Origin of the sequence: Streptomyces sp. NBC_01381 (assembly GCF_026340305.1) — a bacterium.
In the GTDB taxonomy this organism is placed as follows: Bacteria; Actinomycetota; Actinomycetes; order Streptomycetales; family Streptomycetaceae; genus Streptomyces.
In genome coordinates, this window is the sequence record NZ_JAPEPI010000001.1 from 4,361,919 (window position 1) to 4,383,136 (window position 21,218).

19 protein-coding genes are annotated in these 21,218 nt (G+C 71.6%); 11 read left to right on the forward strand and 8 right to left on the reverse strand.

The window, feature by feature from the left end; translation table 11 throughout:
• Window positions 1-45: 45 nt before the first annotated feature.
• Window positions 46-1,548, forward strand: coding sequence for an LVIVD repeat-containing protein (locus OG453_RS20320; RefSeq protein ID WP_266869378.1), 1,503 nt, complete (start codon window positions 46-48; stop codon window positions 1,546-1,548).
• Here the strand turns inward: OG453_RS20320 and OG453_RS20325 are convergent.
• The gene (locus OG453_RS20325; RefSeq protein WP_266869379.1) at window positions 1,536-2,216 is read right to left on the reverse strand and encodes a TetR/AcrR family transcriptional regulator; all 681 of its coding nucleotides are present in this window, start codon (window positions 2,214-2,216) and stop codon (window positions 1,536-1,538) included. The genes OG453_RS20320 and OG453_RS20325 overlap by 13 nt on opposite strands.
• 192 nt (window positions 2,217-2,408) lie before the next feature.
• Between OG453_RS20325 and OG453_RS20330 the strand changes: the two genes are divergently transcribed.
• Both OG453_RS20330 and OG453_RS20335 read left to right on the forward strand, forming a co-directional pair.
• Window positions 2,409-2,654: a DUF2630 family protein gene (locus OG453_RS20330; protein ID WP_266869380.1), complete on the forward strand. Its 246-nt coding sequence runs from the start codon at window positions 2,409-2,411 to the stop codon at window positions 2,652-2,654.
• A gap of 82 nt (window positions 2,655-2,736) precedes the next feature.
• Window positions 2,737-3,147, forward strand: coding sequence for a (4Fe-4S)-binding protein (locus tag OG453_RS20335; protein ID WP_266869381.1), 411 nt, complete (start codon window positions 2,737-2,739; stop codon window positions 3,145-3,147).
• 43 nt (window positions 3,148-3,190) lie between these two features.
• Here the strand turns inward: OG453_RS20335 and OG453_RS20340 are convergent, their stop codons facing one another.
• From OG453_RS20340 to OG453_RS20355, 4 genes are all read right to left on the reverse strand, one after another.
• Window positions 3,191-3,892: an HAD family hydrolase gene (locus OG453_RS20340; RefSeq protein WP_266869383.1), complete on the reverse strand. Its 702-nt coding sequence runs from the start codon at window positions 3,890-3,892 to the stop codon at window positions 3,191-3,193.
• A 454-nt stretch (window positions 3,893-4,346) separates the two neighbouring features.
• Window positions 4,347-5,045 (reverse strand): phosphatase PAP2 family protein, encoded by a 699-nt coding sequence (locus OG453_RS20345; RefSeq protein ID WP_266869384.1) that lies wholly within the window; start codon window positions 5,043-5,045, stop codon window positions 4,347-4,349.
• A 115-nt stretch (window positions 5,046-5,160) separates the two neighbouring features.
• Complete coding sequence (locus tag OG453_RS20350) at window positions 5,161-6,096, reverse strand: M56 family metallopeptidase (protein WP_266869385.1); 936 nt, start codon at window positions 6,094-6,096, stop codon at window positions 5,161-5,163.
• A gap of 98 nt (window positions 6,097-6,194) precedes the next feature.
• The gene (locus OG453_RS20355; protein WP_266869948.1) at window positions 6,195-6,749 is read right to left on the reverse strand and encodes a DUF5134 domain-containing protein; all 555 of its coding nucleotides are present in this window, start codon (window positions 6,747-6,749) and stop codon (window positions 6,195-6,197) included.
• A gap of 152 nt (window positions 6,750-6,901) precedes the next feature.
• On the opposite strand from OG453_RS20355, the gene OG453_RS20360 reads away from it, so the two are divergent.
• Window positions 6,902-8,617 (forward strand): FUSC family protein, encoded by a 1,716-nt coding sequence (locus tag OG453_RS20360; protein WP_266869386.1) that lies wholly within the window; start codon window positions 6,902-6,904, stop codon window positions 8,615-8,617.
• Between the two features lie 37 nt (window positions 8,618-8,654).
• Window positions 8,655-9,194, forward strand: a complete 540-nt coding sequence (locus tag OG453_RS20365) for a MarR family winged helix-turn-helix transcriptional regulator (protein WP_266869387.1) — start codon at window positions 8,655-8,657, stop codon at window positions 9,192-9,194.
• Between the two features lie 165 nt (window positions 9,195-9,359).
• Here the strand turns inward: OG453_RS20365 and OG453_RS20370 are convergent, their stop codons facing one another.
• Window positions 9,360-10,136, reverse strand: coding sequence for a FadR/GntR family transcriptional regulator (locus OG453_RS20370; protein ID WP_266869388.1), 777 nt, complete (start codon window positions 10,134-10,136; stop codon window positions 9,360-9,362).
• A 146-nt stretch (window positions 10,137-10,282) separates the two neighbouring features.
• Between OG453_RS20370 and OG453_RS20375 the strand changes: the two genes are divergently transcribed.
• From OG453_RS20375 to OG453_RS20400, 6 genes are all read left to right on the forward strand, one after another.
• Window positions 10,283-11,506: a M20 family metallopeptidase gene (locus OG453_RS20375; RefSeq protein ID WP_266869389.1), complete on the forward strand. Its 1,224-nt coding sequence runs from the start codon at window positions 10,283-10,285 to the stop codon at window positions 11,504-11,506.
• Complete coding sequence (locus OG453_RS20380; RefSeq protein ID WP_266869391.1) at window positions 11,503-12,945, forward strand: aldehyde dehydrogenase family protein; 1,443 nt, start codon at window positions 11,503-11,505, stop codon at window positions 12,943-12,945. The genes OG453_RS20375 and OG453_RS20380 overlap by 4 nt, the downstream gene beginning before the upstream one ends.
• 87 nt (window positions 12,946-13,032) lie before the next feature.
• Window positions 13,033-13,830, forward strand: a complete 798-nt coding sequence (locus OG453_RS20385; protein ID WP_266869392.1) for an SDR family NAD(P)-dependent oxidoreductase — start codon at window positions 13,033-13,035, stop codon at window positions 13,828-13,830.
• Between the two features lie 43 nt (window positions 13,831-13,873).
• A complete protein-coding gene (locus OG453_RS20390) occupies window positions 13,874-14,212 on the forward strand; it encodes a DUF3311 domain-containing protein (RefSeq protein ID WP_266869393.1) in 339 nt (112 codons plus the stop codon).
• Window positions 14,209-15,867 carry a sodium:solute symporter gene (locus OG453_RS20395; RefSeq protein WP_266869394.1) on the forward strand — a complete coding sequence of 553 codons (1,659 nt, stop codon included), beginning with the start codon at window positions 14,209-14,211 and terminating at the stop codon, window positions 15,865-15,867. The genes OG453_RS20390 and OG453_RS20395 overlap by 4 nt, the downstream gene beginning before the upstream one ends.
• 229 nt (window positions 15,868-16,096) lie before the next feature.
• Complete coding sequence (locus OG453_RS20400; RefSeq protein ID WP_266869395.1) at window positions 16,097-18,433, forward strand: penicillin acylase family protein; 2,337 nt, start codon at window positions 16,097-16,099, stop codon at window positions 18,431-18,433.
• Here the strand turns inward: OG453_RS20400 and OG453_RS20405 are convergent.
• Together OG453_RS20405 and OG453_RS20410 are read right to left on the reverse strand one after the other, a co-directional pair.
• On the reverse strand, window positions 18,406-19,482 hold the full coding sequence (locus OG453_RS20405) for a DUF917 domain-containing protein (RefSeq protein WP_266869396.1): 1,077 nt from the start codon (window positions 19,480-19,482) through the stop codon (window positions 18,406-18,408). The genes OG453_RS20400 and OG453_RS20405 overlap by 28 nt on opposite strands.
• Window positions 19,475-21,058, reverse strand: coding sequence for a hydantoinase/oxoprolinase family protein (locus tag OG453_RS20410; RefSeq protein WP_266869397.1), 1,584 nt, complete (start codon window positions 21,056-21,058; stop codon window positions 19,475-19,477). Before OG453_RS20410 ends, OG453_RS20405 begins: the two co-directional genes overlap by 8 nt.
• Between the last annotated feature and the right edge of the window lie 160 nt (window positions 21,059-21,218).

Consider the following 21,218-nt stretch of genomic DNA (forward strand, 5'->3'; position numbering starts at 1 on the left):
TGTCCGTGAACCGTTCAACTCTGAACGGCGACTAGGGAGGACGCAGTGACCCTGTTGAACAACCCCCGAACACGGCGCAGACGCTTCGGCGTTGGCGCGGCCGCGGTAGGCCTGCTGGCCACGCTGTTCACAGCGGCGCCGGCCGGCGCGACCCCCGATCCGGGAGACTCGCCCGCCGCCCCCAAGAGCGTGTCGAAGAGCGATCGCGCCGAAGCGAAGGAAGCGATCAAGAGCGGCGAGATACCGGCGCCCGACGAGATCGTGCACTCCGACAACATCAAACATCTGGCCAACATCCCCAAGGACGTGCTGCCGGGCACCAACTCGGACCTCGCCTTCCAGGGGAAGTACGCCTTCGCAGGCAACTACGACGGCTTCCGCATCTTCGACATCAGCAACCCGAAGAAGCCGCGGACCGTGTCCCAGGTCCTGTGCCCCGGATCGCAGAACGACGTCTCGGTCTCCGGCAACCTGCTCTTCCTCTCCACCGACTCCTCGCGCAGCGACAACTCCTGCAACAGCACCACGCAGCCCGCGACCGAGAAGTCCTCGTGGGAGGGCATGAAGGTCTTCGACATCAGCGACAAGGCGAACCCGAAGTACGTCTCGGCCGTCGAGACCGCCTGCGGCTCGCACACGCACACCCTGGTGCCGGAGAAGAAGAACGTCTACGTGTACGTCTCCTCGTACTCCCCGAGCGCGACGTTCCCCGACTGCCAGCCGCCGCACGACGGCATCTCCATCATCAAGGTGCCGCGCGCTGCCCCGCAGAAGGCGGCGGTCGTCGACTTCCCGGTGCTCTTCCCGGGTGAAGGCCCCGACGGCGGCGGCAACCCCGGCGGACCCACCAACCCGGGTGTCTCCAAGACCACCGGCTGCCACGACATCACCGTGCTGCCCTCCAAGGACCTCGCGGCGGGCGCCTGCATGGGCGACGGGATCCTGTTCTCCATCAAGGACCCGGAGCACCCGAAGGTCATCGACCAGGTGCAGGACAACGTGAACTTCGCGTTCTGGCACTCGGCGACCTTCAACCAGAAGGCGAACAAGGTCGTCTTCACCGACGAGTTGGGCGGCGGCGGTGCCGCCACCTGTGACGAGGCCACCGGTCCGAACCGCGGCGCCGACGGCATCTACGACATCACCGGCAAGGGCGACAAGCGCAAGCTGGTCTTCAAGAGCTACTTCAAGATCCCGCGCCACCAGGCCGCCACGGAGAACTGCGTGGCGCACAACGGCTCGGTGATCCCGGTCAAGGGCAAGGACCTGATGGTCCAGGCCTGGTACCAGGGCGGCGTCTCCGTCTGGGACTTCACCGACTCCTCGAAGCCGAAGGAGATCGGCTACTTCGAGCGCGGTCCGCTCAGCGCCGACACGCTCGTCACCGGCGGCTCCTGGTCGGCGTACTACTACAACGGCTATGTCTACTCCAACGACATGGCCAAGGGCTTCGACGTCCTGAAGATCGACGACAAGCGGACCGACCCGGCTGAGCGGGTCCGGCTCCGTGAGCTCAACGTCCAGACCCAGCCGGACTACTTCGACTGAGTGGACCGCTGAGTGGACCGCGTCGCCTGCGCGGTCTGATCCTCGATTCGCGCATGTGTCCCGCCGGGCGGCTCATCGCCCGGCGGGACCCCCAGCTCCCAGGCAAGGCCGTACCGCTGGAACAGCTCGGCCCGCAGCGCGGACGCCGGCATCGGCGCCCCGGGAAGCAGCACCGCGAAGACCGCGCCCATCAGCAGCGCGCGCAGCAGCGGATAGTCGGTGTCCACGTCGGGCGAGCCATGCCGTACGACGGTGTCGCGGAGCAGCTCGGCGAGGCGCTGCTGCTCCGGGCAGCGCACGAAACCCTCCGCCTGCAGGATGCCTGCCATGTGTGTGCGCATCAGGACGGGCTGGTCCCGGGCCAGGCCCAGGATCGCGTCGATGGCGCGGGCGAGCAGTTCGTCCCCGTCCGTGGTGCGCGGCTCGCGTTCGAGCGCGGCCTCCAGGGTTCGGTGCATCAGGCGGTGCACCGCCGACTGCAGCAGCTGCCGCTTTCCGGGGAAGTAGTACGACACCAGACCGCGCGCCGATCCGGCGTGGTCCGCGATGTCGGCGAGGGTCGTCGCCTCGTAGCCGCGCTCGCCCACCAGCTCGACCGTCGCCTGCAGGAGCCGCTCGCGAGAACGCCTTCGCAACTCTTCATTGACCGATGGGCTACGCGGGGACATCCTGTAACTCCTGCGTTGACTGGCTCCGAGCCAATATACTCAGTGCGTCCCGGGCCAGGACCCCCAGTGGGCCTGTCATGGTCCGGTGCGACCTGGGGCAGGCAACACCGCGGGGGAGTGTTGCCTGCTCACAGGTGCCGATCGGCCGAACCCTCCTTACAGTGGGCCGGGGGGCCGAGGAGGCGTACTGAGATGGATCAAGAGCAGATTCTGTCCCGGATCTCGTCGATGGTCGACGACGAGCGGACGCTGCGGGACTCCCTGGCGTCCGGAGCGATCGACGAGGCGACGGAACGCGCGCGGCTCGCGGTGCTCGAGCGGGAGCTCGACCAGTGCTGGGACCTGCTGCGGCAGCGGCGCGCGAAGGCCGAGTTCGGCGAGAACCCGAACGCGGCGCGGGTCCGGCCGACCGCCGAGGTCGAGGGCTATCAGTCCTAGCGGTCGTGTACGTGGTCATCCACGCGGCCATACAGACGGTCATCCACACGGTCATCCACCGGACGCACGCCGAGGAGCCGGCATGGGCGCCGAACGAGGAAAGCCGTACCGCGGCGATCTGATCACCGTCACCTTCGACGCGCGGCGGTGTCTGCACGCCGCGGAGTGCGTACGCGGGCTTCCGCAGGTCTTCGACACCGGGCGCCGCCCCTGGATCTCCCCCGACGCGGCCCCCGCGGACGAGGTCGCCGAGGTGGTGCGCCGCTGTCCCTCCGGGGCACTCCAGTATCGACTTGTCGACGGTGCGACGGAGCGGCCGGACGTCCCCACGACCGTGGAGCGGACCGACGACGGCAGGCTGGTGCTCCGCGGCGATCTGCGGATCACGGCGGCGGACGGCGAGAGCGTGCCCGAGACGCGCGTGATGCTGTGCGGCTGCGGCGCGAGCGGGAACCAGCCGTACTGCGACCTCTCCGGGTCCTGCAAGGCGTAATGGGCGAGCAAGGCGTAAGGGGCGAGCCGACACCCCGGCTGCCTCAGGCCTGGTCGACGAGGTCGAGAACCGGGCGCAGTCCGTCCGGGCGCCGGTCCACCGGTAGATGGTCCACGAAGTGCACCGCGCAGCCGAGCGCCGCCGCGCCGCCGTCCGCGTGCCGGTCGTCGCCGACCATCAGGGCGTCCGACGGATCGACGCCGAGTGTCTCCAGGGCATGGGTGAACAGGCGCGGGTCGGGTTTCTGGACCTCGTGTTCGTACGACAGGGCGTACGCGTCGACGTAGCGGCCGAGGCCGTGGGCGCGGACGACGGGCCGCAGATCCCAGCCGATGTTGCTGACCACCGCGACGCGGACGCCCCGCGAGCGCAGCCTGGCGAGCACCTCCACCGCGTCGGTGTAGGGGCGCCAGGCCTCCGGTGTCATGTGGCGGTCGTAGAGGGCGTCGTGCAGCCGCGGATCGGGGAGCGTGACCTCACGGGACAGGCCCGTGTACGCGGCGCGGTGCCGGTCGGCGCTGCGGTCGCGCGAGGCCCACAGCTCGGTCAGGTGCGCGGGCACAGCGGCGGGACCTGCCCCGCCCGCCAGCGCTCCCGCTCGCTCCAGCTCGGCCGCACAGCGCTCGACCTCGGCCTCGGGAAGGGCCATCCGGGCCTCCCGCAGCACGGCGCGCAGCCAGGCCCCGGTGGACTCGACGCGGAACAGCGTCCCGGAGAAGTCGAAGAGTGCGCCCTTGATCGTCATGGGAAGGATCCTCCGGGAGCGGCCGACGGGTGGTCAAGTTCCGTTGTCCGGAGGGCAATTCGCCGGGGTGCCGGGCTGCCGCTGGGCTGATTCGGTGGGGGAGCGGGCTGGGAGGGTGGGTGCAAGTGGCGTCGCGGAGGCGGGGGCCGGTGGGGCTCGAGTGGCGTCGCCTGTGCGGGTGTCGCGTCTGGTTGTCGGTCCGTGTGCTCCTCCGGTGCGTGTGCGTCGAGGCGGCCAGGGGTGTGGCGCGGGTGCTGCGTTGCGGGGGTCGCGAAGGCGGGGGCCGGTGGGGCTCGAGTGGCGTCGCCTGTGCGGGTGTCACGTCTGGTTGTCGGACTGTGTGCTCCTCCGGTGCGTGTGCGTCGAGGCGGCCAGGGGTGTGGCGCGGGTGCCGCGTTGCGGGGGCGCGGAGGCGGGGGCCGGTGGGGCTCAAGTGGCGTCGCCCGTGCCGGTGTCACGTCTCGCCGTCGGCTCGTGAACCCTGCCAGTACGTGTACGTCGCCACCGCCACGGCCACCATCAGCGCGCCGAGCAGCCAGCCGCCGACGACGTCCGACGGCCAGTGCACGCCGTTCCAGATCCGGGTCAGGCCGACCCCGACGACGGAGACCACGGCCAGCGCAAGACCCGTGCGCCAGGCGGCGGGGCCCACGCCGTACACGCGAAGGAGCCACAGGAGCAGTCCGCAGACCACCGTCGCCGTCATGGCGTGCCCCGAGGGGAAGGCCGCGTACTGGGCCGAGTCCACCGGGTCCGGCCAGGACGGGCGCGGCCGGTCGAGCGCCGCCTTCAGCCCCTGCTGCACCACCGTGCCCACCGCGCAGGTGACCGCGATCCACAGCGCGAGCCACCACGCGCCGCGGAACGCGAGCCACACCACCGTCACGGTGCACAGCGCGCGCATCGTCCACGGGTCCCACACCCAGTCGGTCAGGATGCGGCTGGCGTGCGTGAGGTCGTCGTGCGCGACGGCCCAGCGGTGCGTGGTGCGCGCGATGTCGCCGTCGAGCTCCATCAGCGGACGCCACTCCAGCTCGACCAGGAGCAGCAGCAGGACCGAGGGGACGCACAGCAGCGCGGCCACGAGTGCGGCGCGGGCACCGGGGGGACGGGGCGGGCGGGGCGGCGGGGCGAGGGGTGCGGCGGGGTGCATGGGGTGATCCTCGCCGACGGCCCGCGCCCTGGGCCATCCCGGGGTGCGGCGCGCCACGCGATCCGGTCAGCGCAGTGCCCCGCGATCCCGGTCAGTGAAACGCCACGCGATCCGGTCAGCCCAGCGCGCGCAGCCCCGGCACGAACGTCACCAGGAGGGGAACCACCGGCACCAGCGCCGCCGCCGCCGTGAGGCGGAGCCTGCGGGCCGGGGTGAGGCGCGGGCGGGCGGAGAGCAGGCGGTGCACGCGCTGCGGCACATGTGCCTGCGGGGTCGGGCAGGGGCCGAACACGCCCCGGTCCTCGTTGAGTTCGACCAGGGCGAGCGCGATCGTCAGGCGGCCGAAGCGGCGTGATGCCACGTCGTCGGCGGCCAGCTCCACCAGGCGGTGCATCTGGTCCCGGAACGCGGCGAAGACCGGCACCTGCGGGAAGCCGGTGGCCAGCGCGCCCGAGCAGTGCAGAAGCCAGTCGTGCCTGGCCTGCGCGTGGCCCTGCTCATGGGCGAGCACGGCATCGAGCTGACGCCCCTTCAAACGGCGCAACGCCGCTGTGGTGATGACCAGTTGGGGAGCGGTGTCCGGTAGCCACCAGGCGTCGGGGCGCTCGCCCTCCAGGACCACGAGACGGTCCGCGCCGGGCTCCTCGCCGGGCAGCAGCGGGGCGCGCAGCAGCAGTTCCGTACGCCGCTTGCGGCGCCGGGCGCGGGCCCGCGCGATCTCCCGGGTCAGCATCGCCGCGGTCCATACGCCGCCGAGGGCCAGCGTCACGGCCGTCGCCGGCGCCCAGGAACCGCCCGCCCCCAGCGCGTAGGCCTCCACCACGTCGTTCGGGGCGGGGGCGAAGACATGGCCCCGCACGGCCTGCCACGCGGCGGCGGCGCTCAGGACCATCGACAGGCCGCAGCAGAGCAGGACACCCGCAACGACGCACTGCCACGCCCACAGCGCGACGATCGGCTCGCGCTCCGGCCAGTCGGCCCGTGCAAGGAGGCGCGGGGCGACGACGGCGGTGAGGGCGCCCAGCAGCAACAGCGCAACGGGGAGCAACATGTGTCAACCCTATGAGGGCGGTGCTAGCGGACGGTATGGCCAGCCGCCTCAAGTGACGCACGCCACGTCCCGCCGGGGATTGGCCGCAAGGGGATTGGCTACAGGGTGAGCAGCATCGCGAGCATGGCGATGCCCATGGACAAGCGGCACACCATCGCCAGCTCAGGGCGGTCGGCCCACCCGATGACGGTGCCGCCCCCCTCCGTCGCGAGCGTCCGCACGGGCAGCAGGCGCACCCCCGACCAGAGGACGAACCCCGCGAAGTAGAACAGCAGCGTGCCGGTGAGGACGGGGGTGCCACCACCGCCGTGCCCCGCGTGTGCCGCGGGCGTCGCGGTCATGGCCAACGCCATGTAGACCATGGCGCCCGCGCCGACCAGGTGGTGCAGGTGATGCGGATCGCGCCGGGCCGCCCACAGCGCGCGCAGCGCCGCGGCGCCGAACACCGCCGCGTAGACCGGCCAGGTCCAGCGCGGCGGGGTCAGTACGGCGGCGGGCACGGCCATCGCCGCCATCCCGAACCCCATGAGCGCCTCGCCGCCCGCGGTGCGGCGCTGTTCCTCGAACCTGCTGCGCAGGCGCAGCAGACAGTAGGACCCCGTCGCCGCGCACAGCGCGACGAGCAGCCAGCCGGCCTGCGCCGGTCCGTGCACCGCACACCTCCCCGATCGACCGATCGAAGCCGTCGTCGGGTCGATGCCCGGGCGGGGGGAGTCGTATGCGAGCGCACGGGGGTACGCCGGGAGCGCGGCGGGGGCGGAGTGCGAGATGTTTTCCAGGTAAAACACTTGCTAATGTTCTCGGTATGAGCAGCACACCACCCCCCGAGGCCCGCCCTTCCCGACCCCCGCTCCTGTCCACCGCCCGCCGGCTCCCGCTGGCAGGTGTGCTGCGCCTGGCCAAGCCCTCCGACATCTGGTTCAAGCCCGCGTCGAGCGTGGTCGTCGCCACCGCGATACCGAATCTGACGCTCCTCGCGCTCGGCCGCCTCGACCTCGTGATGTACACGATGGCCGGATCGTTCTGCGCCCTCTACGCGCACAACCTTCCGTACGCCGCCCGCGCCCGAGCCCTCGCCGGGGTCGTCGCCGGCATGCTCGCGAGCGTCGGCATCGCCATGATCACCGCCTCGCTCACCTCGTCGGCGGCCGTTCTGGTGGCGGTCGGTGCGCTGCTCGCCGCCGCCCAGAAGACGCTCTGCGACGCGACCCGCATCGGCCCGCCCGGCCACCTCATCTTCACCTTCATCAGCTCGGCCACCCTCTTCGCGCCGCAGCACCTGGCGCAGGTCCCCGGCCACCTCGCGCTGACCCTCGCGGCGGGCGCCGTGGCCTGGCTGGTCGGCATGGCTCCCGCCCTGCTGCGCCCGCACGGCCCCGAGCGCCGGGCCACCGCCCGCGCCCTGCACGCCGCCGCCGCGTACGCCGAAGCCGCGGGCCCCGGCCGGGTGCGCGCCCGTGCGGGTGCGGCCGCCGCGATCCACGCCGCCTGGCAGTCGCTGCTCGCCACCGGCGCCCGTACGCGGCCGCGCCGCGCCCTCGAACTCCTGGTGATCCAGGCCGAGGAGGCCCTTGCGGCGCCCTCGGCGGCGGACCCCGCACGGCTGCGCTCCTGGGCGGCAGGACTGCGCGGCACCGGAGCCGTCCCGCTCCCCGATCACGTACGACCGGAGGCGGACGCCGAACTGCAGGGCCTGGAGGCCGAGTTGGCGGCGGAGTCCGCGAAGAGCCCGCTGTGGCGCCGCCTCGCGCCCGGATCGCCGCTGCTGCCCATCGCGCTGCGCACCGCCGTCGGCTGCGCACTCGCGGGGTACGGGTCCCTGGCCCTCGGCATCGGCCGCCCGTACTGGGCGCTGGTCACCGCCGCCTCGCTCTACCAGGCCAACGTCACACTCACCTGGAGCAGGGGAGTGCAGCGGGTGGTCGGCAACCTCGTCGGCGTGCTCGCCTTCGCCGCGATCGTGCCGGTGGCCCACCTCGGGCACGCCGCGCTCATCGTCTGCTGTCTCGCGCTCGCCTTCGGCGCGGAGGCGCTGATCACCCGCAACTACTGGCTCGGCAGCGTGTGCGTGACGCCGATGGCGCTCCTGGTGACGGAGTTCGCACGCTTCCAGGAGCCCGGCGGTCTGATCCTCGACCGGATCGTCGACACGCTGGTCGGCGCGCTCCTCGGCATCGTCGCGGCGATCCTGGTCACCAACCGCCGCGCCGCCGACCACATCGAGCTGGCCATCGACGCCACGGACCGCGCCCGCGCCCACGCCGAGCGGACCCTCGCCACCCCGTCGCCCACGCCCGGTGCCCTGCGGCAGGACCGCCGCCGCCTCACCGCAGCCCTGGTCGAGCTCCGCACGGCCGACGACGCGGCCGCGGGCGAATGGTGGCAGCGCGCCCTGCCGCAGCAGCGGGTGCTCGTCGCCGAGCAGGCCGGACACCGTACGCTCGCGGCAGCGTCGTCGGCCGTGCGCGGCACGGGAAGCGGCGCCGAGAGCGTAGGAAGCGCAGGAGCGGGCCGGTCGTGACGGCCGGGGCGAGAAGGAACGGCGAGGGCACGGGAGCATGACGAACGGGAGCGGTCCTGGCGCGGCGGGCGACACCGTCGCCGCAGTGGTGCGGCAGTGGCAGGCGGTGCGGCCGGACATCGACACGGCACCGATGGAGGTCATCGGCCGCATCAACCGCTGCGCGGCCCTCCTCCAGCAGGCCGAGGACGCCCCGCTGCGCCGGGTGGGCCTGACCCGCCCCGAGTTCGACCTCCTGGGCGCCCTGCGCCGCACCGGCCACGAACTGACCCCCGGCGAACTCGCCCGCGAGACCTTCTCCTCGGGGGCCGCCGTCACCAAGCGCCTCAAGCAGCTCCAGGAGCGCGGCCTGGTCGACCGGCGCGTCGACGGCCGGGACCGCAGGGTCTCCCACGTACGCCTGACCGACGAAGGAAGGGACCTGGTCGACGCGATCCTGCCCGATCAGCTCGCGTACGAGACGGTGGTCCTGGCCGGGCTCGACGCGGACGGGCAGGGGCAACTGAGCGGGCTCCTGGGCGAGTTGCTCGCCCAGTTGGAAGGGCGTCTCGGCCTGTCGCCGGGGCCGCGGGGGTAGCGGGGCGCCCTGTGCCAAGCGCCCGCTGGTTGTTGCCGCGAGGTGCGGTCGATCACCTGCGGCATCGTCGTGGCTGGTCGCGCCCAGGCGGCGGAGCCGCATATGTCACAGCCCCGCGCCCTTCAGGGCGCGCTCCCGAACGGCAGCGGACTTCGCCCGACCTGCTCAGTCGATGTCCTGGGCCGACGCCGCGAGCAACTCCCGCGTCTCCGGCTCCACATGCTCGGCGTAGTACTCGTGCAGCGCCGTCCGGCCCAGGCGCGCGGCGAGGGGGCCGTCGCCCGCCGCGATGGCCGCGAGGACCTCGCGGTGATGGGCGATGGAGCGTTCCATCCAGGCCGCCGTGTCCGATACACCCGCGATCTTCTTCTCGATGACCTCGACGACCGCCTCGTGCACGGCACGCGCGCAGAGACCGAGCAGCGAGTTGCCGCTCGCCTCGGCGATCGCCCGGTGGAAGAGCGCGTCGGCCTCGCTGAACGCGTGCAGGGACGCCGCGCCGCCGCTGAGTGACTCCATACGGGCGATCTGCTCGCGCATCCGCTCCAGGTCCGCCTCGCCGTGCAGCCGCGCCGCGAGACGGTTGCTCTCGGCGTCTAGCACCATGCGGAACTGCACCAGCTCGCCGAGGGTCGACACGCTGGAACGGGTGAGCCGGCCGAGGGCCTGGCTGAGATTGTCGGGGGAGACGCCGAGCACCTCGGCGCCGAGCGGATCGCCGGGGCGCGAGCGGATCAGGCCCGCCGACTGCAGCACGCGCAGCGCCTCACGGACCGTCGATCGGCCGACGCCGAACCGGTTGACCAGTTCGCGCTCGGCCGGAAGCCGGGAGCCGGGCGGCAGATCGCCGGCGAGAATCCGCTCCTCTATCTGCTCGGCCACCCGCTGGTAGGCGCGGACCGGTGTGACCGTCTTGAACAGGTCGGTGTCGTCGGCGGCCATCGGCCCGCCCCCTCCGCGATACGTGATGTAGGCGCGGAAAACCAAGATCTGATGGTTGACCCGGCCCTGAACGTGGAGGCAGAGTACGGGAACTCAACTGGTCTGACCAGTCGACTGGCCTTGTGGTCGGCCGACTTGGAGGTTCCATGCATGCCAGCTCAAGCACGCCGCTCGCGACGCCCGCCGTCGATGCCGATGCCGCCGTCGCCTTCACCCAGGACCTGGTCCGGCTGCGCACCGTCAACGCGACCGGAGCCACCGAGGTCGAGCGGCCCGCCGCCGAACTCGTCGCCCGGCTCTTCGACACGTTCGGCTGGACGTACGACGTGGTGGAGATCGCGCCGGGGCGGCCCAACACCGTCGCCGTCATCGAGGGCGGGGGCGGCGCAGGGCCGACCCTGATGTTCGAGGGGCACATCGATGTCGTCACGGAGGGGGATCCCGCGGACTGGAGCGTCGATCCCTACGGTGCGGAGATCCGCGACGGCAAGCTCTGGGGGCGCGGCTCGGCGGACATGAAGTCCGGTGTTGCCGCGATGATCTACGGCGTACGCGCCCTGCAGCTCGCCGGGCCCTTCCCCGGCCGGATCGTCATCGGCGTGCTGTGCGACGAGGAAGGTCTGATGCTCGGCGCGAAGGCATTCGCCGCCACGCCCCTGGCGCGCGAGGTGGACGGTGTCATCGTCTGCGAGCCGGAGGGGTACGAGGTGTGCACGTCGGCCCGCGGCGGCATCCGGCTCCGCCTCGACCTGGACGGCGTGATGGCACACGGCTGTATGCCGCAGGAGGCGAAGAGCCCGATCGTCGCCGGGGCGCGGATCGTCGAGGCGCTCGCCCGCGTGCAGACCTGGGCCGAGGAGCGCTACGGCACCCACCCGCACGCGGGCCGTGTCACGGTCACGCCGACCGTCCTGCACGGCGGCGACCCGGATCAGCTCAACGTGATCCCCGCGCACGGCATCGTCGGCATCGACGTGCGCACCATCCCAGGCACCGACCACACCGAACTCATCGAGCGGGTAAGGAAGTTCGCCGCCGAGGCGGCCGCGGACGTCGGGGTGGGCGTCGCGCTGACCGTCGTCGACGACCGGCCCGCGATCGAGCTCCCCGAGGACCACCCGGTGGTCACCGCCCTGGTCGCAGGGCACCGCCAGGTGCACGGCGCCGCGCCGCCCTTCGGGGCCGTGCCCGGCACCACGGACGGCACCATCCTCACCCGCGACGCGGGTCTGCCGACGGTCGTCTACGGACCGGGCGGCAAGTGGATCGCGCACCAGAAGGACGAGTTCGTGGAGGTGCGGGAGATCGCCGAGTACACCCGGGTGTACGCCGCCGCTGCCCACGCCTTCCTCACCGGAGGCGCACGATGACACACCCCGACGGACTGCCCGTCGGCGACGGCTCGGCGGCCGCGCCCGAACACCGGGCCGTGCGCTTCCCGTACGACGGCAGCGAGATCGGCACGGCTCCCGTCGGCGACGCGGAGCTCGCGGCGCGGGCGGTCGAGCACGCCGCCGCGATCCGCGGACAGGTCGGGAGACTGACGGCGGGCGTGCGGCGGCAGGTGCTTGCCGGGGTCGCCGACGCGCTGGCCGACGCGGCCACGGAACTGGTGGACCTGCTCGTCCTGGAGACCGGCAAACCGCTGATCGACTGCCGGGTCGAGATGGCGCGGACCGTGGCGACCTGGCAGTCCGCGGCGGACGAAGTGGCCCATCTGCACGGCGAGACCGTGCCGTTGGACCTCCAGGCGTCCGGGGAAGGCCTGTTCGGCTTCTGGACGCGGCGGCCCGTCGGCGTCGTCGTCGGCATCGCGGGCTTCAACTACCCGGTCCTGCTCGCCTCCCACAAGATCGCCCCGGCGCTCGCGGCGGGCTGTCCGGTGATCATCAAACCGGCGCCCGCGACACCGCTGGCCACCCTGCGGCTCGTCCATCTCGTACGCGAGCGGCTGATCGCTGCGGGTGCGCCCGCCGGGGCGGTGCAACTCGTCACCGGGGACGTGGAGGTCGGCCTCGCGCTCACCACGCACCCGGAGGTCGCCGCCGTCTCCTTCACCGGGTCGGCGGCCGTCGGCCACCGCATCGCGCGCGACGCCGCGCCCCGCAAGACGGTCCTCGAACTCGGCTCCAACGCCGCGCTCGTCGTGGCCGCCGACGCCGATCTCGACGCCGCGGCCGACGCGGTGGTGCGGGGCGGCTTCTACGCATCGGGGCAGGCCTGCATCTCCGTACAGCGAGTGATCGTCGTCGACGCGGTCGCCGGGGAGTTCGAGAAGAAGCTGGCGCTGCGGCTCCCGGAGGTGACCGTCGGCGACCCGCGCGAACCGGGCACCCGCGTCTCCGCGCTCATCGACGAGGCGGCGACGGAGCGGGTGCTCGACTGGGTCGGGCGGGCGCGTGCGGCCGGGGCCCGGCTGCTGGCGGGCGGGGAGCGCACGCCGGACGGCCGGTGCGTCGCCCCGACCCTGCTCGCCGACGTCCCCGACGGCGAACCCGCCTGGGACGAGGAGATCTTCGGCCCCGTCGTCTGTCTGCGCACGGTGCCGGATCTGGACACCGCGTACGACGTGGTCAACGCCAGCCGCTACGGCCTGCACGCCGCCGTCTACACCCGCGATCTGCGGGCCGCGCTGCGCGCGGTGGAGTCCCTGGAGGTCGGTGGCGTCGTGGTGAACGAAGTACCCGGCTACCGCAGCGACATCGCCCCCTACGGCGGAGTCAAGGACTCGGGGATCGGCCGTGAGGGCCCCCGGTTCGCGATCGAGGAACTGACGGTGACACGGATGACGGTCATCCGGGCCCCGTAAGGGGCGCGGGGAACTGCGCGACCAGCCACAGACGTCCCGCGGAATCGTCATCGGCCTTCCAACGGATCCAAGAGAGGCAGCACCACCATGGATTACGGCAACCTCTTCCGGCTCGACGCACGTCGCATGGCGGTGATCGGCGGCGCAAGCGGCATCGGCCGCGAGGCAGCCCGCGCGCTTGTCGCGCAGGGCGCGCACATCGTCGTCGCCGACCGGGACGCGGAGGGCGCCGGGCGGACGGCGGCGCTCGCGGTGGACGGCGCCGCGGCGGGTGAGCGTCCCGGCACGGCCGACCCGTACGCCCTCGACGTCCTCGACCCCGATGCCGTGCGCGCCGCCGTCGCCGAGTGGGGGCCGCTCGACGGGCTGGTCGTCACCGTCGGGGCCAATGTCCGCAAGCGCATCGCCGATTACACCCTGGAGGAGTTCGACCGGGTCGTCGCGCTGAACCTGCGGTCCTACCTCACGCTCATCCAGGCCGTGGCTCCCGGCATGGCCGAGCGCGGGCGGGGGAGCGTCGTGGGGTTCGCCTCGATGCGGGCCTTCCAGGTGGAGCCGGGGCAGGGGGCGTACGCCGCGTCGAAGGCGGGGCTGATTCAGCTGCTGCGGACAGCCGCAGCAGAATGGGGGCCGCAGGGCGTGCGGTTCAACGCTGTCGCGCCCGGCGTGGTCCGTACCCCGCTCACCGATCAGATCGCCGCCGACCCCGCATGGTTCGATGCCTACACCCAGGCCTCCGCGCTCAAGCGCTGGGCCCGCGCCGACGAGCTCGCCGGCGCCGTCGCCTATCTCGTGTCGGACGCGGCCACGTTCGTCACCGGCAGTGTGCTGACCGTGGACGGTGGCTGGACTGCGGTCGACGGGCGTTACGACCCCTCGGTGTGACCGTCCCCGCCGCGTGATTTCCCCAGCCCTTAGGAGTTCCCTCATGCCCCCCACAGCCGAAGACAGCGGCGAGCAGGGGTCACCGGCCCTTGCGGCCTCGCCCCTCGACGGCCTTCCCAGTCTGCGTGGCGTCGCCCGCCCCTCCCTGTGGCTGCTGCTCGTCCCCGTCCTGCTGTACGGGTCCGCCCCGTTCGTCGCCAACCGCATCGAGCCCCGGATCCTCGGCGTCCCCTTCCTCCTCGCCTGGGTCATCGCCGCCACGGTGATCAGCCCGCTCGTCATCTGGCTCGCCGCGCGCCTCGACCCCGCCTACCGCACGGGCGCCGTGGAACCCATCCCTGCCGACGATCTCGCCGCAGGCTCCGAAGGAGGCCGCCGATGAACGGGTCCGCAGCCGTCGCGACGACCGTGTTCGGGATCGCCATGGTCGCGACCATCCTGATCGGGGTGTGGAGCGCCCGGGGCCGGTCGAAGGGGCTCGCCGAGTGGTCGGTCTCCAGCCGTGGACTCGGGGTGCTCTTCATTTGGCTGCTGATGGCCGGCGAGACGTACACCAGCTTCTCGTTCCTGGGGACGGCCGGCTGGTCGTATTCGTTTGGCGCGCCGATCCTCTATCTTGTCGCGTATCTGACGGTGGGCTTCGCCGTCGCGTACGTCGTGGGGCCCGCGCTGTGGACGTACGCGAGCCGGCACGGGCTCATCTCGATCGCGGATATCGCCGAATTCCGGTTCCGCTCGCGGCCGGTGGGGATTCTCGTTGCTGTTGTCGCGACTGTTTTCATCGTCCCCTATATCCAAGTGCAGATTCAGGGCATGGGCGTCGTGGTGAACGCGATGACGTACGGCCATGTCGATCTGAAGGTCGCGGCCGTCATCTCTTTCGTGGTGGCCGAGGTCTTCATCCTTGTTTCTGGGCTGCGCGGGTCGGCGTGGGTGAGCGTGCTCAAGGACATGCTGGTGATCGTCGCCGTCGTGTTCCTCGCCGTGTACATCCCGATGCACTACCTGGGTGGCTTCAGCGACTTCATGCAGCGCATGGTGAGCGAGAAGCGTGAGTGGCTGACCTTTCCGGGTCATGAGTCCGGCGGGCGTGACGGTGTGTGGTTCCTGAGCACTGTGGTGCTCAACGCCGTGACGATCACCATCTTCCCGACCACGGTTGCCGGTTACCTCAGTGCGAAGAGTCCCAACGCGCTGCGGCGCAACGCGCTGCTGCTGCCTTGGTACCAGCTGCTGTTGTTCGTGCCGATGGTGGTCGGTGCCACGGCGTTGTTCGTGATGCCGACCCTCGGCAATCCCGACTTGGCCCTTTTCAGCCTTGTGACTGACTCGTTGCCCTCGCCCGTCGTCGCGCTCATCGGTGTTGCGGGGGCTCTGTCGGCGATTGTGCCGATGAGTGTTTTCATGCTTTCCATCGGTACGTTGTGGGGTCGTACTGTTTTGGGTGGCGGTAACGGTGCTGATCCGCGAGCCCGGCGTCGTGTTCTCGGGAAGGCTGGAGATGCCAGTGATATGCGGACCAAGCGGTTGTCTCAACTGGTCTGTGTCGTCGCTGGGTTGATCGCCCTTGCGGGCAGTCTGTTTTATCCGAACACGCTTGTTGAGTTGTCGGTGCTGTCTTATGAAGGGCTTGCGCAGCTCGTTCCTGTTGTGCTGCTTTCCTTGTACTGGCGGCGGTTGACTGCGCGGGCCGCTGTTGCGGGGATGGTGGCTGGGCTTGCGGTGATGACGGGGTTGTGGGCGACCGAGAATGACCCCTTCCTGGGGGTGAACGGCGGCATTATCGCGCTTGCGGTCAATTTGGTTGTGGTGGTTGTTGTCGTCTGGGTGGCGCCGGGGCCGGGGACAGGGGCGGGGCCGGGGTCGGGCGCCGGGGTTGCTGGGCCTGCGTCTGGGTTGGTGCCGGGGCCGCCCGGTTGTCCGGAGGGTGGCGGTTCCGGGCCGGGTGTAAAGGGCGCTCCTTCGTCGCGTCGGCTGCGCCGATTCCGCTTCGCTTCACCCTTGACACCCAACCCTCCACCGCGAGAAGCGAGATGACCGGGCGGCCACGAAGCGGGGCTCTCGGGACTGCGGGGTTGGGTCATCCGGCTTGAGCGCCGGGTGCGGACCAGTTCGTCGCAGCGCGCCGCAGGGCTGTCATGAGAGGGGGGTGGGGGACCTACTTTGGGAAAGTTGTGTTCTGGCACGAGGGGGGCGCACACGATGCGTAACGCGCGCTCTCGCCGAGGCCGAGCGAGTGCACGCGGCGCAGGGGAGTGAGTGGCGGATGACGGAGTATGAGGTCCCAGGGCTTGTTGAGCCTGTGGAGATCGTGATTGATCAGTGGGGCGTGCCTCACCTGTATGCCGCCTCGCAGGGCGACCTCTTCCTCGCCCAAGGGTTCAACGCCGCGCGTGATCGGCTCTTCCAGCTCGATCTGTGGCGGCGTCGTGGACTCGGGCTGCTTGCCGAGGTGTTGGGGCAGCAGTACGTCGAACATGACCGTGCGGCACGGCTGTTCCTCTACCGGGGTGACATGGCTGAGGAGTGGCGTGCCTACGGTGATGACACGGAGCGGGTGACGGCGGCGTTCGTGTGCGGCATCAACGCCTATGTGGCGCTGTGCCGCGCGGATTCGGGCCATCTACCGCCGGAATTTGTGGAGTTGGGGTACCTACCGGCGTTCTGGGAGCCGTCGGATGTGGCTCGTATTCGCAGCCACGGGCTCCAGTACAACCTCCGCGACGAGGTCGCCCGAGCTCTCACCCTGCGCGACCACGGTCCCGGCGCGGAGGAGCTTCGGCGGCGACGTGAGCCTGCGCCGCACCAACTGCGCGTCCCCGACGGGCTGGACCTGTCCGTCATCCCGGACGACGTTCTGCGTGTGTACGAGATGGCCACCACGCCCCCGTGGGCGGCGGACGCAGCTCCCCGCCAGGGCCTGGACGGGTCCAACAACTGGGTCATCGCTCCGTCCCGCACCGCCACCGGCCGCCCGCTGCTCGCGAACGACCCCCACCGCGCCGTAACCCTGCCCGCCCTGCGCTATCTGGCCCACCTCTCGGCGCCCGGCATCGACGTCATCGGTGCGGGCGAACCGGCCCTGCCCGGCATCTCCATCGGCCACAACGGGCACATCGCGTTCGGTCTGACGATCTTTCCGATCGATCAGGAGGATCTGTACGTCTACCGAACCAACCCCGCCGACCCGCACGCGTACTGGTATCAGGGGCGGTGGGAAGCGATGACTCGGGTCACGGAGGAGATTCCGGTGCGGGGTGGGGACCCCGTCGCCGCCGATCTGTGGTTCACGCGGCACGGTCCGGTCATTCGCGAACTCCCGGACAAGAACGCCGCGTTCGCGGTCCGTGCCGCCTGGCTTGGGCCCGGTATGGCCCCCTATCTGGGCAGCATCGACTACATGCGGGCGGAGAGCCCGGATGCGTTCGTTGCGGCCATGCGCCGCTGGGGTGCTCCCGGCGAGAATCAGGTCTATGCGGCCCCCGACGGCACCATCGGCTGGCGTCCCGCCGGTCGCGTTCCCGTCAGGCGGGGCTGGGACGGCACCCTGCCGGTCCCGGGTGACGGGCGTTACGAGTGGGACGGGTTCCTGGACGTCGAGGAGCTGCCGTCGGAGCGTGACCCGGAGCAGGGTTGGTTCGCCACCGCCAACCAGCTGAACCTGCCGCCCGATTACCCGAACGACGAGAAGACGGTGACGTACGACTGGTACGCCGCCACCCGCCACGACCGCATCAGTGAGGAGCTCGGTGCGCGCACCGGGTGGACCGTTGAAGAGTGCGTCCGGTTGCAGACCGACTATGTGAGTCTGCCCGCCCGGCGCGTTCAGCGGCTGCTCGGGGGATTGGAGGGCGGCGATCCCGTGGTGGCCGGCGCCGTCGGACTGCTGCGTGACTGGGACGCTCGGCTCACCGTCGAGTCCCCGGCCGGCGCCCTCTTCGAGGTCTGGTACCGGCGTCATCTGCGGCCCGCCCTCCTGGAGCGGGCGCTCGACGGGATTGTGGGGGAGAAGGAGCGGCGGCAGCGGGCTCTTGCGCGGGTGCTGCCCGTGGAGGATGCCGCCGCCGACCCCCGCGTCGATCTTGAGCTGCTTGAGGGTGATCCGGATCCCGTGCTGTTGCTCCGCACGCTTGCCGACGCCGTCGGTGAGTTGGGGCGGCTGCTCGGGCCCGACCCCGGCGGATGGGCCTGGGGTGCGCTGCACCAGGCTCAGTTGCGGCATCCCATCGCCGGCCTGATCGACGGGCCCGCCCCGGAGTGGGCCTCTCTGGGGCCCGTCCCGCGCGGCGGCAGTGGGGACACCGTGGGGGCCGCCGCCTATGGGCCCGGCTTTCGGCAGACCGCCGGGGCCACCTTCCGGATCGTCGTCGACGTCGGCTCCTGGGACGACTCCGTGGCCATGAACTCGCCGGGGCAGTCCGGTGTTCCGGGCAGTGAGCACTATGAGGATCTGTTCGGGGCCTGGGCCGCCGATGGTTCCTTTCCGCTGCTGTACTCCCGTGCCGCCGTGGAGAAGGGGGCGCGGCGGACGATCACCCTGCTGCCGTCCGTCGCGCCCCTGGGTGTGGAGGAGACTCAGCCCGCCGAACCGAACGGCACATAGTCCACCTCGTACCCGAAATAGCGCGGGCCGGTCAGTGCCAGGCCGTCCGGAGTGGTCCAGCGTGGGTCGCACGGGGCGGCCACGACGCTGACGCGCAGGCCGTAGCGCAGGCCCTCCGTGGTGATCGGGTCGCCTGTTCCGCTGTCCAGGACGCAGATCAGGTCTGGCGTCGTCGTCACGGTCACGTCGTCCCGGACCGCCATCAAGTGTTCGTTCTGGAAGGCGAGTTCGAGCATCTTGTCGGTGTCGGGGCCGGTGCCCTCTATGCGGGCCCGGCCCCGTGCGAAGCCCCGTTCCGTGCGCCGGCCGACATCGACCACCTTGCCCGTCAGGAGCGCTCTGCCGCCCAGCACTCTCCGCGCCGCCGCCACCGGGCCGGTGTGCGCGGCCCGCGCCGTGCGCACCGCCGCGCCCAGTCGCTCGGCGAGCGTGAGCGTCGCCGGGACCAGGCCGGCGGCGAGCTGGTTGCCGCGCAGCACGGTGTCCGCGCAGGCGATCTGGCAGCCGAGTTCCACGCACACCGCTCGCCCGATCCGCTCGGCCGTGTGGTTGTCGACCGCCTCGATGATGATCGTGTTGCCCTTGTCGTCGGCCAGCGCCATCGGGGAGTTGGTGACCCCGATCAGGCCCGGCAGCACCATCTGTGCCTCGGGGAACGCCCGACCCATCGCGTCCCCGTCCACGATCGGCAGACCCGACCGCGCGGCGCAGGCGATCGGCAGCATGGAGTTGACCCCGCCGATCTCGATCGGCGCGATGTGCGTCGCGGGGCGGCCGATGTGTCTTTCCAGGGCGCGTAACGCGGCCAGTTCCTCCAGGCCGTTCGGTACGCGCTCGAGGAGGACGGTCGGGGCGCCCATCCCCGAGATCGGGACGACGGTCGCGTCGGCCGGCACCTCGTCGATGGCGACGACCCGCACCGGGCCGTGCGCCCGGATCGCCTCGTGGGCCAGCAGCTTGCCGATGTACGGGTCGCCGCCTCCGCCCGTGCCGAGGATGCCCGCGCCGCGCGCGATGTCGTCGAGGTTGTCGAGGGTGATTTCACGCATGCGCGGTCGCCCGGTCGGAGCGACGTACCGACGCCCCGGTGATCCGCGCCGGATCGAGGTCGCCGACCGCCTTGACCCGGATGCGTGTCGCGCCGCCGGGCAGATAGGCGAGCGGCACCTCCTCGATGTCGACGACGCGTACGCTGCCGGGGCGCGCCCCGGCGTCCCGCGCCCGCTCCACCGCCTCGTCGCGGGCCCCGGCGAGCACCGAATCCCGCCGCCCTTCCGGGACTTGGTAGACCCGGTCGACCTCGCCGCCGACCTGGGTGATCGCCGCACCGACCGCATTGGCCACGTCGAAGTGGCGTGGCCGGCGCACATCGGCGAAGCCGGGCAGCGCGTCCGGGACCAGGACGGAGCCGCCCCCGACCGCCACTACCGGCAGCGCGGCGGCCGAGGTCCGCATCCGGTCGACGCTCTCGGCGAGCCGCCCGGCGATCCTGTCGAGGGCCTGGTCGGTGAACTCCCGTTGTAGATGCGCTACTTGGGTGCGGTCCCCGACCTCGGCCAGGCCCGCCGCGACCGCGAGGTCCGTCGCCGTCAGTGTCGTGCCGCCGAAGACCAGGGCCTCCTCGGTGAGCCGGTGGCCGACCGACCGTGGGCCTGTCTCCCCGTCCGGTGAGACGAGCGAGCCGCCGCCGATGCCGAGCGAGAGGACGTCGGGGGCGCGGAAGTTGGTGCGGATCCCCGCGGCCCTGCTCTCGCCCGCCGTCTCGCGCGGAAAGCCCCCGCTGAGGATGCCGACGTCGGCCGTGGTGCCGCCCACGTCGACGACCGCGCAGTCTCCCAGCCCGGAGAGGAAGGCCGCGCCCCGCATCGAGTTGGTCGGCCCTGACGCGAACGTCGCCACCGGGTAGGCGCGCGCGAAGTCGACGTCCATCAGCGTCCCGTCGTTCTGCGAGAGGAAGAACGGCGCGGTGACCTCCACCTCCACGAGCGCCTTGCCGAGCGACTCGACGATGACGACCGCCAGATCCCGCAGCGCCGCGTTGATGATCGTGGCGTTCTCGCGGGCGAGGAGTCCGACCCGGCCCAGCTCGTGGGAGAGCGAGAAGTGCGTGCCCACGGCCAGCTCGGCCCGCAGGATCTCGGCCGCGCGCCGCTCGTCCTCCTCGGCGGCCGGCGAGAACACCGATGAGACGGCAACGGAGGTGAGCCCGCGCGCCGCGATGTCCGCCGCGGCCCGTTTCAGTTCCTCCGGGTCGAGCGGCGAAAGCGGCCGCCCGTCGAACTCCCTTCCGCCGTGGCAGAGATAGCCGTGCCCGCCGACGGCGGCCCGCTGCCGTTCGGGCCAGTCCGTCATGGGCGGAAGGGCGGCCGTCGCGGGCAGACCCAGACGTACGGCGGCGACGGGGGCGAGGCGGGCGCCCTCGATGAGCGCGTTGAGGAAGTGCGTGGTGCCGATCATCACCGCCGTGACGGACTCGACGGGTGGATCCAGGGCCCGGACGGCGGCGGTGACCCCGGAGGTGATGTCGGACGTGGTGGGCGACTTGGCGGTGGCGAGCACACGGTCGTCGCCCCCGAGGAGTGCGGCGTCGGTGTTGGTCCCCCCGACGTCGATGCCGATACGCATGGTGGTGGAGTCCTTAGTGTGAGGGCAGTTGACGCGTAGTACGGACGTGACGCTCGCCGCGATCAACCAGCCGGCGCGACGCGCCTTCCGGAAGGGCGGCATCTACCCTCGGACGTCGACCGCCGCCATCTGGAGCCCCGTACGTCCCCCTCGTACGGTC

Excerpts from the sequence above, each read along its gene's own strand:
- OG453_RS20325 (WP_266869379.1), bottom strand. The coding sequence starts at position 2,216 with ATGTCCCCGCGTAGCCCATCGGTCAATGAAGAGTTGCGAAGGCGTTCT.
- OG453_RS20330 (WP_266869380.1), top strand. The coding sequence starts at position 2,409 with ATGGATCAAGAGCAGATTCTGTCCCGGATCTCGTCGATGGTCGACGAC.
- OG453_RS20335 (WP_266869381.1), top strand. The coding sequence starts at position 2,737 with ATGGGCGCCGAACGAGGAAAGCCGTACCGCGGCGATCTGATCACCGTC.
- OG453_RS20340 (WP_266869383.1), bottom strand. The coding sequence starts at position 3,892 with ATGACGATCAAGGGCGCACTCTTCGACTTCTCCGGGACGCTGTTCCGC.
- OG453_RS20345 (WP_266869384.1), bottom strand. The coding sequence starts at position 5,045 with ATGCACCCCGCCGCACCCCTCGCCCCGCCGCCCCGCCCGCCCCGTCCC.
- OG453_RS20350 (WP_266869385.1), bottom strand. The coding sequence starts at position 6,096 with ATGTTGCTCCCCGTTGCGCTGTTGCTGCTGGGCGCCCTCACCGCCGTC.
- OG453_RS20360 (WP_266869386.1), top strand. The coding sequence starts at position 6,902 with ATGAGCAGCACACCACCCCCCGAGGCCCGCCCTTCCCGACCCCCGCTC.
- OG453_RS20365 (WP_266869387.1), top strand. The coding sequence starts at position 8,655 with ATGACGAACGGGAGCGGTCCTGGCGCGGCGGGCGACACCGTCGCCGCA.
- OG453_RS20370 (WP_266869388.1), bottom strand. The coding sequence starts at position 10,136 with ATGGCCGCCGACGACACCGACCTGTTCAAGACGGTCACACCGGTCCGC.
- OG453_RS20375 (WP_266869389.1), top strand. The coding sequence starts at position 10,283 with ATGCATGCCAGCTCAAGCACGCCGCTCGCGACGCCCGCCGTCGATGCC.
- OG453_RS20380 (WP_266869391.1), top strand. The coding sequence starts at position 11,503 with ATGACACACCCCGACGGACTGCCCGTCGGCGACGGCTCGGCGGCCGCG.
- OG453_RS20385 (WP_266869392.1), top strand. The coding sequence starts at position 13,033 with ATGGATTACGGCAACCTCTTCCGGCTCGACGCACGTCGCATGGCGGTG.
- OG453_RS20390 (WP_266869393.1), top strand. The coding sequence starts at position 13,874 with ATGCCCCCCACAGCCGAAGACAGCGGCGAGCAGGGGTCACCGGCCCTT.
- OG453_RS20395 (WP_266869394.1), top strand. The coding sequence starts at position 14,209 with ATGAACGGGTCCGCAGCCGTCGCGACGACCGTGTTCGGGATCGCCATG.
- OG453_RS20400 (WP_266869395.1), top strand. The coding sequence starts at position 16,097 with ATGACGGAGTATGAGGTCCCAGGGCTTGTTGAGCCTGTGGAGATCGTG.
- OG453_RS20405 (WP_266869396.1), bottom strand. The coding sequence starts at position 19,482 with ATGCGTGAAATCACCCTCGACAACCTCGACGACATCGCGCGCGGCGCG.
- OG453_RS20410 (WP_266869397.1), bottom strand. The coding sequence starts at position 21,058 with ATGCGTATCGGCATCGACGTCGGGGGGACCAACACCGACGCCGCACTC.